Origin of the sequence: Citrobacter sp. CK202, assembly GCF_030333225.1 — a bacterium.
GTDB lineage: Bacteria > Pseudomonadota > Gammaproteobacteria > Enterobacterales > Enterobacteriaceae > Citrobacter_B > Citrobacter_B koseri.
This window is the reverse complement of sequence record NZ_JAOWGI010000020.1, coordinates 233518-246232: the sequence shown is the minus strand read 5'-3', so window position 1 is coordinate 246232 and position 12715 is coordinate 233518. Positions and strand designations below refer to the sequence as shown.

Annotated in this window: 13 protein-coding genes and 1 other annotated feature; of the genes, 3 read left to right on the top strand and 10 right to left on the bottom strand. The window is 54.2% G+C overall.

All coding sequences use genetic code 11. The features are described 5' to 3' along the window. Window positions 1-129: 129 nt before the first annotated feature. The 6 genes from thrC to yjjY form a co-directional block, all read right to left on the bottom strand. On the bottom strand, window positions 130-1416 hold the full coding sequence (gene thrC, locus OGX84_RS04765; RefSeq protein WP_071257499.1) for a threonine synthase: 1287 nt from the start codon (window positions 1414-1416) through the stop codon (window positions 130-132). 3 nt (window positions 1417-1419) lie between these two features. Beyond that, window positions 1420-2349, bottom strand: coding sequence for a homoserine kinase (gene thrB / locus OGX84_RS04760; RefSeq protein WP_012134169.1), 930 nt, complete (start codon window positions 2347-2349; stop codon window positions 1420-1422). A 1-nt stretch (window position 2350) separates the two neighbouring features. Then, complete coding sequence (thrA, locus tag OGX84_RS04755) at window positions 2351-4813, bottom strand: bifunctional aspartate kinase/homoserine dehydrogenase I (RefSeq protein ID WP_112001209.1); 2463 nt, start codon at window positions 4811-4813, stop codon at window positions 2351-2353. 25 nt (window positions 4814-4838) lie between these two features. Next, window positions 4839-4959 (bottom strand) — a sequence feature (Thr leader region). Next, a complete protein-coding gene (gene thrL, locus OGX84_RS04750) occupies window positions 4895-4960 on the bottom strand; it encodes a thr operon leader peptide (RefSeq protein WP_060815970.1) in 66 nt (21 codons plus the stop codon). Its footprint overlaps the feature before it by 65 nt. 212 nt (window positions 4961-5172) lie before the next feature. After that, window positions 5173-5859, bottom strand: coding sequence for a tRNA/rRNA methyltransferase (locus OGX84_RS04745; protein WP_104867795.1), 687 nt, complete (start codon window positions 5857-5859; stop codon window positions 5173-5175). 398 nt (window positions 5860-6257) lie between these two features. Beyond that, window positions 6258-6398 (bottom strand): YjjY family protein, encoded by a 141-nt coding sequence (gene yjjY, locus OGX84_RS04740; protein ID WP_001541509.1) that lies wholly within the window; start codon window positions 6396-6398, stop codon window positions 6258-6260. 95 nt (window positions 6399-6493) lie between these two features. Between yjjY and arcA the strand changes: the two genes are divergently transcribed. Further along, window positions 6494-7210 (top strand): two-component system response regulator ArcA, encoded by a 717-nt coding sequence (gene arcA, locus OGX84_RS04735; protein WP_001194359.1) that lies wholly within the window; start codon window positions 6494-6496, stop codon window positions 7208-7210. Window positions 7211-7319: 109 nt separating this feature from the next. Here the strand turns inward: arcA and creA are convergent, their stop codons facing one another. After that, window positions 7320-7790, bottom strand: a complete 471-nt coding sequence (gene creA, locus OGX84_RS04730; protein ID WP_024130725.1) for a protein CreA — start codon at window positions 7788-7790, stop codon at window positions 7320-7322. Window positions 7791-8001: 211 nt separating this feature from the next. Here creA and robA point away from each other — a divergent pair, with 211 nt between their 5' ends. Further along, window positions 8002-8871, top strand: a complete 870-nt coding sequence (gene robA, locus OGX84_RS04725) for an MDR efflux pump AcrAB transcriptional activator RobA (protein WP_012134174.1) — start codon at window positions 8002-8004, stop codon at window positions 8869-8871. On the opposite strand, the gene gpmB is transcribed toward robA, so the two are convergent. Then, window positions 8868-9515, bottom strand: coding sequence for a 2,3-diphosphoglycerate-dependent phosphoglycerate mutase GpmB (gpmB, locus tag OGX84_RS04720; RefSeq protein ID WP_012134175.1), 648 nt, complete (start codon window positions 9513-9515; stop codon window positions 8868-8870). The two genes, robA and gpmB, sit on opposite strands and share 4 nt — an antisense overlap. Before the next feature lie 51 nt (window positions 9516-9566). On the opposite strand from gpmB, the gene yjjX reads away from it, so the two are divergent. Further along, window positions 9567-10082, top strand: coding sequence for an inosine/xanthosine triphosphatase (gene yjjX / locus OGX84_RS04715; protein WP_049010538.1), 516 nt, complete (start codon window positions 9567-9569; stop codon window positions 10080-10082). A 179-nt stretch (window positions 10083-10261) separates the two neighbouring features. Here yjjX and trpR read toward each other — a convergent pair whose 3' ends face one another. Continuing rightward, complete coding sequence (trpR, locus tag OGX84_RS04710; RefSeq protein ID WP_024130726.1) at window positions 10262-10591, bottom strand: trp operon repressor; 330 nt, start codon at window positions 10589-10591, stop codon at window positions 10262-10264. Window positions 10592-10681: 90 nt separating this feature from the next. Beyond that, window positions 10682-12619 (bottom strand): murein transglycosylase, encoded by a 1938-nt coding sequence (gene sltY / locus OGX84_RS04705; protein ID WP_112001211.1) that lies wholly within the window; start codon window positions 12617-12619, stop codon window positions 10682-10684. Window positions 12620-12715: the final 96 nt, after the last annotated feature.

Genomic DNA, 12715 nt, shown 5'->3' with positions numbered 1-12715 from the left:
ATTGAGAATTACTCCTTTTTACCTGCTAAATTTCTCCTTATTTTCTCCATAAAAAAGCCGGATGGCGGCTAACGCCTTATCCGGCCTACAATAGCTACAATAGCCCCGAAGCGCCACCGGGCACAACTGTTAGCCGCGTGTCATCATCAGCTTACGCAATTCGGCAAAATCGGCAGGCAGATTATGTGAGAGCAGCGGCAGGTCGGCACGATCCGCCAGCTCTTTTGGCAGATCCAATGTTTCACCAAGAATCGCCTCCACACTCTCTTTGAATTTCGCCGGATGCGCGGTCCCGAGGAACAAGCCATACTCCCCCGGGTGCAGCTGATCGCGCAGCGCGCGGTACGCCACGGCAGCGTGCGGTTCAGAGGTATAACCTGCCGCTTTCAGTTCGCGCATGGTCTCCTGCGTCGTCTCATCGTCAACCGCAGCGTAGCCCAGCTCCGTCAGACGCCAGATTTTACGGCGGAACAGCTCTTCCACACGCGGCCAGTTATTGGGCTGGCTGACATCCATCGCGTTCGACAAGGTAGCCTGCGTCGCTTTCGGCGACCACTGCCCCTCTTTCAGGAAGCGCGGCACCGTATCGTTGACGTTAGTGGCGGCGATAAAGCGTTTCACCGGCAGGCCGAGCGACTTCGCCAACAGCCCCGCCGTCAGGTCGCCAAAGTTACCGCTGGGCACGGAAATCACTAACTGATTACGCGCGTCCTGCGGCAGTTGAGCGACCGCTTCAAAGTAATAGCAAATCTGCGCCAGCAGACGGCTGATGTTGATGGAGTTCGCCGAATTCAGCCCCAGCGCCGCCTTCAGTTCTTCATCATCAAACGCCTGTTTTACCAGCGCCTGGCAGGCATCGAAATCACCGTCAATCGCAACCGTTTCGATGTTGCCGCCCAGCGTACAGAACAGTTTTTCCTGCAACGGGCTGATCTTGCCGCGTGGGTAGAGGATCACGACGCGTACATTTTTCAGACCGTAGAATGCGTGAGCAACTGCCGCGCCGGTATCGCCAGAGGTCGCCGTCAGGATAGTCACCGGTTTGTCGCCGCTGATGTGCGTCAGCATTTGCGCCATAAAGCGACCGCCAAAATCCTTAAAGGCCAGCGTCGGGCCGTGGAACAACTCCAGGCACCCGACATCGCCTTCCACCTGACGCACCGGCGCCGGAAAAGCGAATGCCTCGCGGACGCGCTCTTCTAAGATTTCCTGCGGGATCTCATCCCCGATAAACGCGGAAAGGATCTTTGCGCTACGACTCACAAAGTCCTGATTCAGCATCTCATCAACTTCAGTCAGGCTAAATTCCGGCAGGTCGTGCGGGAAAAAGAGCCCCTGATTCTTGCCAAGCCCCTGCGTAACGGCCTGCGCAAAGCTGACCTGCTCATTATGATCTTTCAGATTGTAGAGTTTCATTGTTTATCCCAGTACTCGTGCGCCCGCCGTATCCAGCTGACAAATATGAACAAAGCCTTCCTGATTTTGCAGGTAATTTTTACCCAGCCAGTCTGCTACACGCTGCGCCGTATCCGGCTTATCACAGAGCGCGAAAAGCGTCGGCCCGGACCCGGAAATACCGCTGGCCAGCGCGCCAATTTCCGCCACCGCCTGACGCGCCTGGCTGAAGCCCGGCAGCAGACGAGCGCGGTACGGTTCGGCAATCACATCCTTCATCAGCTTTGCAGCAAGCTGCGGCTGACGGGAATAGCAGGCATGAATAAACCCGGCCAGATGCCGCCCGTGGGCGATACAGTCCTGACGGCGATACTGCGCGGGTAAAATCGCCCGCGCTTCAGCCGTCGAAACGTTAATCCCCGGATAGGCCAGTACCCACAGCCACTCATCAAATCCTGGCACCTGCTGGCTGATAATGCCGTTTTCTTCGATCATCAACTGCATGCCGCCGAGAAAGCACGGCGCGACGTTATCGTAATGAATGCTGCCAGAGATACGCCCTTCCAGTTCCCCCATGATCGCCAGCAGACGCGTGTCGTTCAGCGGTTTGCCACAGAACTCATTCATCGCCACCAGCGCGGCGACCACGGAACAGGCGCTGGATCCTAACCCGGAACCAATCGGCATGTTCTTTTCCAGCGTCATCGCCACCGGAATCTGTTTACCTAACTCCTGGCAAAAACGCTCCCAGCACTGATAAACGATATTTTCACGCGGCGCTGACGGCAGCTTGTCGGCAAAACGCCCTAAATTATTCAGCGTGAAGCTTTCTGCCGCATCCACCGAGACCACATCGCCCAGCAGTGAGCCATCAACCGGCGTGACGGCCGCCCCAAGCACATCAAATCCGACGCTCATATTGGCACTGGAAGCCGGAGCATAGACTTTCACCATTTTAGACTCCTAACTTCCATGAAAGGGTGCGCAGCAGATCGGCAAAAACACCCGCCGCCGTCACATCGTTCCCCGCACCGTAACCGCGCAGAACCAGCGGCAGCGGTTGATAATAGTGACTGTAAAACGCCAGCGCGTTCTCCCCGTTTTTCACTTTAAACAGCGGATCGTTGCCGTCAACCTCGGCGATCTTCACGCGACACACGCCGTCGTCTTCAATGTTGCCAACATAGCGCAATACTTTGCCTTCATCACGGGCTTTCGCCACGCGGGCGGCAAACGCGTCGTCAAGCTGCGACAGATTGGTCATAAACGTGGCGACATCGCCGGAATCGTCGAAACCTTCCGGTAGCACCGGCTCAATCACGATATCGGACAGTTCCAGCTCACGTCCCGTTTCACGAGCGAGGATCAGCAATTTGCGCGCCACATCCATCCCGGAAAGATCGTCACGCGGATCGGGTTCGGTATAGCCCAACTCGCGCGCCATCGTGGTCGCGGCCGAAAGGCTCATGCCTTCATCCAGCTTGCCGAAAATAAAAGAGAGCGATCCAGACAGGATGCCGGAGAAGTGTTGCAGTTCGTCACCCGCGTTCAGCAGGTTTTGCAGGTTCTCGATAACCGGTAAGCCCGCGCCTACGTTGGTGTCGTACAGGAACTTACGTCGGGATTTCGCCGCGGCAAAACGCAGTTGATGGTAGTAATCCATCGACGACGTGTTGGCTTTTTTGTTCGGCGTTACCACATGGAAGCCTTCACGCAGGAAGTCGGCGTATTGATCCGCCACCGCCTGGCTGGAGGTACAGTCAACAATAACCGGGTTAAGCAGGTGATACTCTTTCACCAGGCGAATTAAGCGCCCTAAATTAAACGGTTCTTTCGCTTCCGCCAGTTCCGCCTGCCAGTTATCCAGGTTCAGGCCATGCACATTGGTCAACAGCGCTTTCGAATTCGCCACGCCGCAGACGCGCAGGTCGATATGCTTGTTTTTCAGCCAGGACTGCTGGCGTTTCAGCTGCTCAAGTAACGCGCCGCCAACGCCGCCAACGCCGATAACGAACACTTCAATCACCTGATCGGTATTGAACAGCATCTGGTGGGTAACACGCACGCCCGTTGTGACGTCATCGTTATTCACGACCACCGAAATCGATCGTTCGGACGAGCCCTGCGCAATCGCGACAATATTGATATTCGCGCGCGCCAGCGCCGCAAAGAACTTCGCCGAGATGCCGCGCAGCGTGCGCATACCGTCGCCAACCACCGAGATGATCGCCAGACGTTCAGTCACCGCCAGCGGCTCCAGCAACCCTTCTTTCAGTTCCAGGTAGAACTCATCCTGCATTGCACGCTGGGCCCGCGCGCAGTCGCCCTGCGGTACGCAGAAACTGATGCTGTATTCAGAAGAGGATTGCGTGATCAGCACCACGGAGATCCCCGCGCGGGACATTGCCGCGAAGACGCGCGCCGCCATCCCGATCATCCCTTTCATTCCAGGGCCGGAAACGCTGAACATCGCCATATTGTTCAGGTTCGAAATCCCTTTCACCGGCAGTTCGTCTTCATCCACGCTGGCGCCGATCAGCGTACCAGGGGCTTGCGGGTTTCCGGTGTTTTTAATCAGGCATGGGATTTGGAACTGGGCAATGGGGGTGATGGTGCGAGGATGAAGGACTTTGGCGCCGAAGTAAGAAAGCTCCATCGCCTCCTGATAGGACATCGACTTCAGCAACCTGGCGTCCGGCACCTGGCGCGGATCGCAGGTATACACGCCGTCGACGTCAGTCCAGATCTCACAACAGTCGGCGCGTAAGCAGGCAGCCAACACCGCAGCGGAGTAATCAGAACCGTTGCGGCCCAGCACGACCAGCTCGCCTTTTTCGTTACCGGCGGTGAAACCTGCCATCAGCACCATGTGGTCAGCCGGAATGCGGCCCGCCGCGATACGGCGCGTAGATTCGGCGATATCAACGGTCGATTCGAGGTAATGCCCGACCGCCAACAATTTTTCGACCGGATCGATAACCGTCACGCCATGACCGCGCGCTTCCAGCAGGCCAGCCATGATCGCGATCGACATCTTCTCGCCACGGCAGATCAGCGCAGCATTGATGCTATCCGGGCACTGGCCCAGCAGGCTGATTCCGTGCAGGATATGTTTGATTTGCGCAAATTCTTGCTCAACGAAAACTTTCAACTGCGCCAGCGGGAACCCCGGCTGAGCGGCTGCAAGACCCGTAAGAAGTTCGGAAAAAATACGTTCGGCATCGCTGATATTCGGTAAAGCATCCTGACCGCTGATGGTCTTTTCAATCATCGCCACCAGATGGTTAGTAATTTTGGCGGGGGCAGAAAGAACAGTCGCTACCTGCCCCTGCCTGGCATTGCTTTCCAGAATATCGGCAACACGCAGAAAGCGCTCTGCATTTGCCACTGATGTACCGCCGAACTTCAACACTCGCATGGTTGTTACCTCGTTACCTTTGGTCGAAAAAAAAGCCCGCACTGTTCAGGTGCGGGCTTTTTTCTGTGTTTCCTGTACGCGTCAGCCCGCACCGTTACCTGTGGTAATGGTGATGGTTGTGGTAATGGTGGTGCTGATGCGATTCATGGATGTTGTGTACTCTGTAATTATTATCTGTCTGTCTTGTATCTTTAAAGGGTTAAAGTATCTCGTGACCTAAGTCAATAAATTTTTAATTTGATCACATTCCGCAACATGTTCACGAGCTGCTGCTTGCGCATTTATTTTCAACCAATACGGAATGAAGCAACCTCTTGAAACCAGATTTAAAATCTTACATTAAGTAATTTAACAAGATTTTATTTTGTTATATTTTTCTCAATATCATGCAATAAACGGTGCAGCATGGCCGTGTCGCGCTGCCCTGACAGCCCCAGTCGTTGTTGCAGCCAGTCCGCCAGTTTGATGTCATCAGCAACATCCAGCGTCGCCAGTAACTGCGAAACGCGTGTGCGTAACGCCTGCAATTGAGGTGCGTCAGTCACCTCTGTTTGTTTCGCCGGTTGTTGCATTAAGCCTGCTAATTGATAGCAATACACCATTACCGCCTGCCCTAAATTGAGTGAAGGATAATCAGCAACCATTGGCACGCCGGTTAAAACGTCCGCCAGCGCCAGTTCTTCGTTCGTCAGGCCCGAATCTTCCCGGCCAAAAACCAGCGCCGCATGGTTCATCCACTGCGATTTTTCCTGCAACAGCGGCAGCAGTTCTGCGGGCGTTGCGTAGTAGTGGAACTTCGCGCGACTGCGGGCCGTGGTGGCGACAGTGAAATCAACATCGTGCAGCGCTTCCGCCAGCGTTGGATAAACACTAATATTATCAATAACATCAGCGGAACCATGTGCGACCCAACGGGTCGCCGGCTCCAGGTGCGCCTGGCTGTCGACAATACGCATATCGCCAAAACCCATCGTCTTCATTGCCCGTGCCGCCGCGCCAATATTTTCCGCTCTGGCCGGTGCGACCAGAATAATTGTTACACGCATTTCGATTCTCTTTTTGACCAACCGCTGGCAATAATGTGACCAGTGTCAACATATTACGCAGCACGAATTTACAATTTTTTAACGAAAACCGTTGAAAAACCATTTCACATTCAGTAAAAGGCACTAAACTATTTCTTATCTTTACTATTGCGTTTTATGTTAAGAAATACTACATATCCTTCTGTTTATTTAGGGTAATTTAATTTAGAATGAATCACACCTATTGGATTCATTACATTTATTAGTTGGCATGCGCAACTAGTTGGATTATTGCAAATTTGTGATGAACGCTAGCATTTGGATACGATGATTTCATCAAACTGTTAACGTGCTACAATTGAACTTGATATATGTCAACGAAGCGTAGTTTTATTGGGTGTCCGGTACGTCTTAGCCTGTTATGTTGCTGTTAAAATGGTTAGGATGACAGCCGTTTTTGACACTGTCGGGTCCAGAGGGAAAGTACCCACGACCAAGCTAATGATGTTGTTGACGTTGATGGAAAGTGCATCAAGAACGCAATTACGTACTTTAGTCATGTTACGCCGATCATGTTAATTTGCGACATGCATCAGGCAGGTCAGGGACTTTTGTACTTCCTGTTTCGATTTAGTTGGCAATTTAGGTAGCAAACATGCAGACCCCGCACATTCTTATCGTTGAAGACGAGTTGGTAACACGCAACACGTTGAAAAGTATTTTCGAAGCGGAAGGCTATGATGTATTCGAAGCGACAGATGGCGCGGAAATGCATCAGATCCTCTCTGAATATGACATCAACCTGGTGATCATGGATATCAACCTGCCAGGGAAAAACGGTCTTCTGTTAGCGCGTGAACTGCGCGAACAGGCTAACGTTGCGTTGATGTTCCTGACTGGCCGCGATAACGAAGTCGATAAAATCCTCGGCCTCGAAATCGGCGCAGACGATTACATCACCAAGCCGTTTAACCCACGCGAACTGACTATCCGTGCGCGCAACCTGTTGTCCCGTACTATGAATCTGGGTACGGTCAGTGAAGAGCGCCGTAGCGTCGAAAGCTACAAGTTCAACGGTTGGGAACTCGATATCAACAGCCGTTCTTTGATCGGCCCAGATGGTGAGCAGTACAAACTGCCACGCAGCGAATTCCGCGCCATGCTTCACTTCTGCGAGAACCCTGGCAAGATCCAGTCTCGTGCAGAACTGCTGAAGAAAATGACCGGTCGCGAGCTGAAGCCGCATGACCGTACTGTTGACGTGACTATCCGTCGTATTCGTAAACATTTCGAATCCACGCCGGATACCCCGGAAATCATCGCGACCATTCACGGTGAAGGTTACCGTTTCTGCGGTGATCTACAGGACTAATCGGTTACCACCGGCAGCAAAAACGGCGCAAAACGCGCCGTTTTTTATTGTCTGTCAATGACTTATCCGACCATAACGGGAATCACTTCCAGATGACGCGTCAGGAACGTTACCGCCACGGCATAACGGGCACCGCGCTTATGGCATTTTTTGGCGACCCTTCAACGACCTTGTCAGAATAGGCCAGATACGCCAGCGTATTGCGTTTGGCATCATAAAAACGCACGACCTGTAATTTTTTAAACACCAGCGACGTGCGTTTCTGGAAAACGACATCCCCTTGCGCTTTCCCGTTCTTAATTTTATCGCTCAGCTCAATCGGCCCTACCTGCTGACAGGAGATCGCCGCGTCGGAGGTATCTTCGGCCAGTCCCAGACCGCCTTTAATCCCCCCCGTTTTCGCCCGACTTACATAGCACGTCACATTTTTGACGTCGGGATCGTCAAACGCTTCGACGACGATTTTATGGTCAGGCCCAAACATTTTAAATACGGTATCGACGGAACCCACCTGTTCTGCATGCGCAAACTGCCCCAGCATCAACAGAATTGAGGAAAGTATTAAGCTCTTGTATTTCATATTGTTACCATTCATAAAAGTTACACTGCGCAATTATTCGACACGTCTGGATAAACTGTTTACAGATCACAGGATTAGAATAATCATGCTTTAGTGTGCCCCAAAAAAGCACAGATGAGCAAAAAAAACACCGAATGCTAAAACAGCAAAAAATGCTATTATCCACTTACCTGATGTCAGGTGCTCGTTGTGGAAAGGATGAGGATATTTTATGGATCAGGCTGGCATTATTCGCGACCTCTTAACCTGGCTGGAAGGCCATCTGGATCAGCCTCTGTCGCTTGACAATGTGGCGGCAAAAGCAGGTTATTCCAAGTGGCACCTGCAAAGAATGTTTAAGGACGTGACGGGCCATGCTATTGGCGCTTACATCCGCGCTCGCCGCTTATCTAAATCCGCCGTGGCCCTGCGCCTGACGGCGCGTCCGATTCTGGATATCGCGTTGCAGTACCGCTTCGATTCTCAGCAAACCTTTACCCGCGCGTTTAAAAAGCAGTTCTCTCAGACGCCGGCGTTATATCGCCGTTCTCCAGAATGGAGCGCCTTTGGCATTCGTCCGCCGATGCGTCTGGGTGAGTTCGCCATGCCTGAACATCAGTTTGTCACCCTGGAAGATACGCAACTGCTCGGCACCACCCAGAGCTATTCCTGTTCGCTGGAGCAAATCTCCGATTTTCGACACGAAATGCGCGTACAGTTCTGGCAAGACTTTCTCAGCCAGGCGCCAACGATTCCTCCGCTGCTCTACGGCCTTAACGAAACGCGCCCCAGCCTTGAGAAAGATGACGAACAGGAGGTGTTCTACACCACCGCGCTACCGCAAGAACATGCCAACGGGTATGTGCCGTCAGCGCAGCCTGTTACCCTACAGGGCGGCGAATATGTGATGTTCACCTACGAAGGTTTAGGAACCGGGGTACAGGAGTTTATCCTGACGGTATACGGCACCTGTATGCCGATGCTGAACCTGACCCGCCGTAAAGGGCAGGATATAGAGCGATACTACCCGGCAGAAGATGCCAAAACAGGTGGTCGCCCTATTAACCTGCGTTGCGAATTCCTGATCCCCGTTCGCCGTTAACGCTGTAGCTCATCTAACGCAGGGGCATCGAGATGCGAGACGTCCCCTGCCGTTTCAACGACCCAACCAGGCGCCAGCCACAAACTTTCCTGATAATCGACGCGGGAAATAGAGCAGTTACGCAGACGTAACCGACGCTCCGCCCAGGCCGGTAATCCCAGAATGGTGCTGACCAGGCAACCCAGCGCGATACCGTGACTGACCAGCAGCGGGCGGCTGCCCTGCGGCAGTTCCAGACAGGACGCGAGAGCGGCATTGACGCGATCGCTCAGTTCCTGCATGGATTCGCCATCAGGAATGCGCCCGTCAACCGTGCCGTTCACTAACTGGCGACGCCAGTTCTCTTCTTCTTCGGTGAGGGTGTCGATGTGCCGTTTTTCCAGCACGCCCATGTCCAGCTCACGCAGACGGGCGTCGAAAGTGATATCGCAACCGCATGCCTGGGCGATGATTTCAGCCGTGCGGCGGGTGCGACCGAGATCGCTACTGACGATATGGGTGATGCCGAGCGTTCTGGCGCGTTCTCCCACTTGCATAGCTTGTTGCTCACCTTTAGCGGTCAGCGGACTGTCAGACTGGCCTTGAATACGTCGCTCGGCGTTCCACTGCGTTTCACCGTGGCGAACAAGGTATACCTGTAACATGCTTTTTATCCGTTATACTGCGATGACATTCATTTCTGAGTAATTCTGATTATGCACCATGTTGTCTCAGCAACCACCAATCCCGCTAAAATTCAGGCAATTCTGCAAGCATTTAACGAGATTTTCGGTGAAGGATCCTGCCATATTGAGTCCGTCTCCGTCGAGAGCGGCGTGCCGGAACAACCTTTTGGAAGTCAGGAAACGCGCGCTGGCGCACGGAATCGGGTAGAAAATGCGCGCTGTCTGCGTCCTCAGGCCGATTTTTGGGTGGCTATCGAAGCGGGGATTGATGATGACAGTACGTTCAGTTGGGTGGTGATAGAGAGTGCCGCCCAGCGAGGCGAGGCGCGATCGGCAACGCTGCCGCTTCCTGCGGTTATCCTTGAAAAAGTTCGTCAGGGCGAAGCGCTCGGCCCGGTGATGTCGCAGTATACCGGTATTGATGAGATTGGCCGTAAAGAGGGGGCTATCGGGGTGTTTACCGCCGGAAAACTGACCCGCTCCAGCGTTTATCACCAGGCGGTGATTCTGGCGCTCAGTCCGTTTCATAATGCGGTGTATCGGTAAGGCTCGCGATCCACGCCGGATGGCGGCTTCGCCTTATCCGGCCTACGTTCACCGTTTCTGTAGGCCTGTCATCAGGCGTGAACGTCCGTCATTCCTGTAAGCCTGATAAGCATAGCGCCATCAGGCGTGAGCGTTCACCATTCCCGTAGGCCTGATAAGCGTAGCGCCATCAGGCGAAATTACCTTTCGCTCTTGAGCAACACCTGCTCCAGCCACTGGCGTAACTCTACCGGTGCGGATTTCAGGCTGTTGGAACCGCGCGTAATGGTGGCGATGCCCGCCCCCAGCTCATTTTTAAGCTCGCGCTGGCTCATTTCACCGCGTAACAACTCTTCAATGATACGCACGCGCGTTCCCAGCGCCTCACGCTCATCCGGCGTCAGCATCAAATTGAGTAAGGGAAGATGCAGGTCTTCCGCACAAGCGTGCTTGAGCAGCTCAACAAAGCGTAACCACTCCTGGTGACGCTGTTCTGCCATCGCTGCTGAATAGGGTGATTGCTGAGTCATAGAATGTCGCCATCGTTGCAGGGGGAAACGTATCTGCCTCCCCCGATTGTACTCTTTAACGAGTACGATAGCATAACATAACCGATGCGATCAGTAACGGCGCTGCCATTCTGCGTCATTCATCAACGTTGGTTTATCGCCCATGAAGTAGCGATAGTAGGCATCATAAGCCAGCACGTTCTTCACGTAGCCCCGCGTTTCTGAGAACGGAATACTTTCAACAAACGCGACGGCGTCGATGCGCCCTGCGCTGTTGCCAAGCCAGGTACGAACGCGCCCCGGCCCGGCATTGTAAGCCGCTGAAGAGAAAATACGGTTATTACCAAACTGTTGATAAACGTATTGCAGGTAACTGGTGCCAATGTTGATGTTCGTCTCCGGGTCAAGCAGCTGGCTGGGGCTGCTGTAGCCCGGTATCGAGAACATTTTCACCGTATGCGTCGCCGTGCCCGGCATAACTTGCATCAGACCGCTGGCTCCTACCGGGGATTTCACTTTCGGATTCCAGGCGCTCTCCTGACGCGCAATCGCCATAGCGTAACTTTGCGAGATCGCTTTGCCGCCGGTGTAACGGGCGAAAAGATCCTTGTACGCCAGCGGGAAACGCTCTTCCAGATGATCCCACAGTTTCCCTGCGATCGTCGCCTGCACGCTCAGATCCCACCAGTGGTTATTGAAAGCATAACGCGCCAGCTGCACCTGCTCCGACTTCGTCCTGCTGGAGACCAGATTCGCCCACTCGCTGCGCGCCGTATTATCCAGGTTCCAGTACATCAGTTCGCGTACTCGCGCCATTTCCGCGCCCTGCGTAAGCGAAGCATCCACTGTCGTCGGCGCTTTGTCGATCTTCAGTACATACGCTTCACCCAGCTTTTGTGCGGCGACCATCGGGTAGAAACCACGCTGTTGCATCAGCGCATGGAGGATCTCTTTTGCCTCTGCCTCACGCCCGCGCTCAAGCAACAAATCCGCCTGCCAGTAGCGCCATTCATCCTTCTCCTTCGCTTCCATCGGCAGTCGGGCAAGCCAGGTATTCAGCCCACGCCGATCGCCGGTGCCCAGCGCCATCCGCACGCGGCGTTCCACCAGCGTGGTGGATTGCGAGCGCATAATCGCATCATCGCGCCACTTCGCCTGCGCATCGGTCACATCGTTCCCCATCAGCCGCCAGGCGACGATATCGCGCAGTTCCTGAGTTTGCTCCTCATTAAGCTGCTGGGCCTGCACCAGTGACGGGATCATCAAACGCGCATTCTCTGCGTCCTGACGCGCCACGCTGGCAAAGGCCACTGCCGCCATCTGACGGGTAAAATCGGTCGCGCCGGTCGTACGCGCAAAAGTCATCACGCTATTGGGATCGTTCGCCAGCGCGATGATCGCCGAAGCAATGGTCTGGTACTGCGCAGGCATCTGCCCGGCCAGCACCGTTACCAGCCCCGTGTTGCCTGCTTTCATCGCCAGGCGGATGCGCTCCAGCCAGGCCAGCGGGTCCTGGGTGCCGGAAGCGCGCCAGACGCTGAACAGTTTGTCACAGGCGTTCGGCTGGCTTTTCCCGGTCAGCCAAAGCGCTTTCGCCCCCTGCCAGGCCTCTTCCGTCTGCCCGGTATTCCATTTCGCGTAGTAGTAATTACATTGCGCTTCGGTGGTGCCCGGCTTCTCGGGGCTGAACGCTAACAGTCCACGCCAGTCTTCGCGACGCGCCAGCTCATTAACGAAACGCGATTGCAGCGTACGCGCAGGAGGAAGCGTAGGGTTGGCGCGCACAAACTGGGTGACGGTGACCGCAGGCTGGTTCATCAGATCGTCGGTGATCTGGCGATACTCAAGATAGGGATACAGCGGGTAATTCTTCAGGCCAGGCATCATCTGCTCAACGACATCCATCTGTCGGTTATCCCAGGCCTGTTTGATTTGCGCATAGCGATTGCGCTGCTCATCCAGAGAATCCGCTCGCGCCGCCTGACTTACCGTCAGCAGGCATACGCTGGCGGCGATAAGACGCCAGGTAAATGGTTTGGCTTTGTCCACAAGCTCTTCCTCTTGTCGTAATACATCAATGCAGCATCATGCCGCGTAATGAATTTATGCTAACCAGACATTGCTAAATGCGCCACGTTACGGACA

Coding starts and splice junctions, on each gene's coding strand:
- thrB (WP_012134169.1), bottom strand. CDS start 2,349: ATGGTGAAAGTCTATGCTCCGGCTTCCAGTGCCAATATGAGCGTCGGA.
- gpmB (WP_012134175.1), bottom strand. CDS start 9,515: ATGTTACAGGTATACCTTGTTCGCCACGGTGAAACGCAGTGGAACGCC.
- trpR (WP_024130726.1), bottom strand. CDS start 10,591: ATGACTCAGCAATCACCCTATTCAGCAGCGATGGCAGAACAGCGTCAC.
- thrA (WP_112001209.1), bottom strand. CDS start 4,813: ATGCGAGTGTTGAAGTTCGGCGGTACATCAGTGGCAAATGCAGAGCGC.
- robA (WP_012134174.1), top strand. CDS start 8,002: ATGGATCAGGCTGGCATTATTCGCGACCTCTTAACCTGGCTGGAAGGC.
- arcA (WP_001194359.1), top strand. CDS start 6,494: ATGCAGACCCCGCACATTCTTATCGTTGAAGACGAGTTGGTAACACGC.
- creA (WP_024130725.1), bottom strand. CDS start 7,790: ATGAAATACAAGAGCTTAATACTTTCCTCAATTCTGTTGATGCTGGGG.
- thrC (WP_071257499.1), bottom strand. CDS start 1,416: ATGAAACTCTACAATCTGAAAGATCATAATGAGCAGGTCAGCTTTGCG.
- yjjY (WP_001541509.1), bottom strand. CDS start 6,398: ATGACTAAAGTACGTAATTGCGTTCTTGATGCACTTTCCATCAACGTC.
- yjjX (WP_049010538.1), top strand. CDS start 9,567: ATGCACCATGTTGTCTCAGCAACCACCAATCCCGCTAAAATTCAGGCA.
- OGX84_RS04745 (WP_104867795.1), bottom strand. CDS start 5,859: ATGCGTGTAACAATTATTCTGGTCGCACCGGCCAGAGCGGAAAATATT.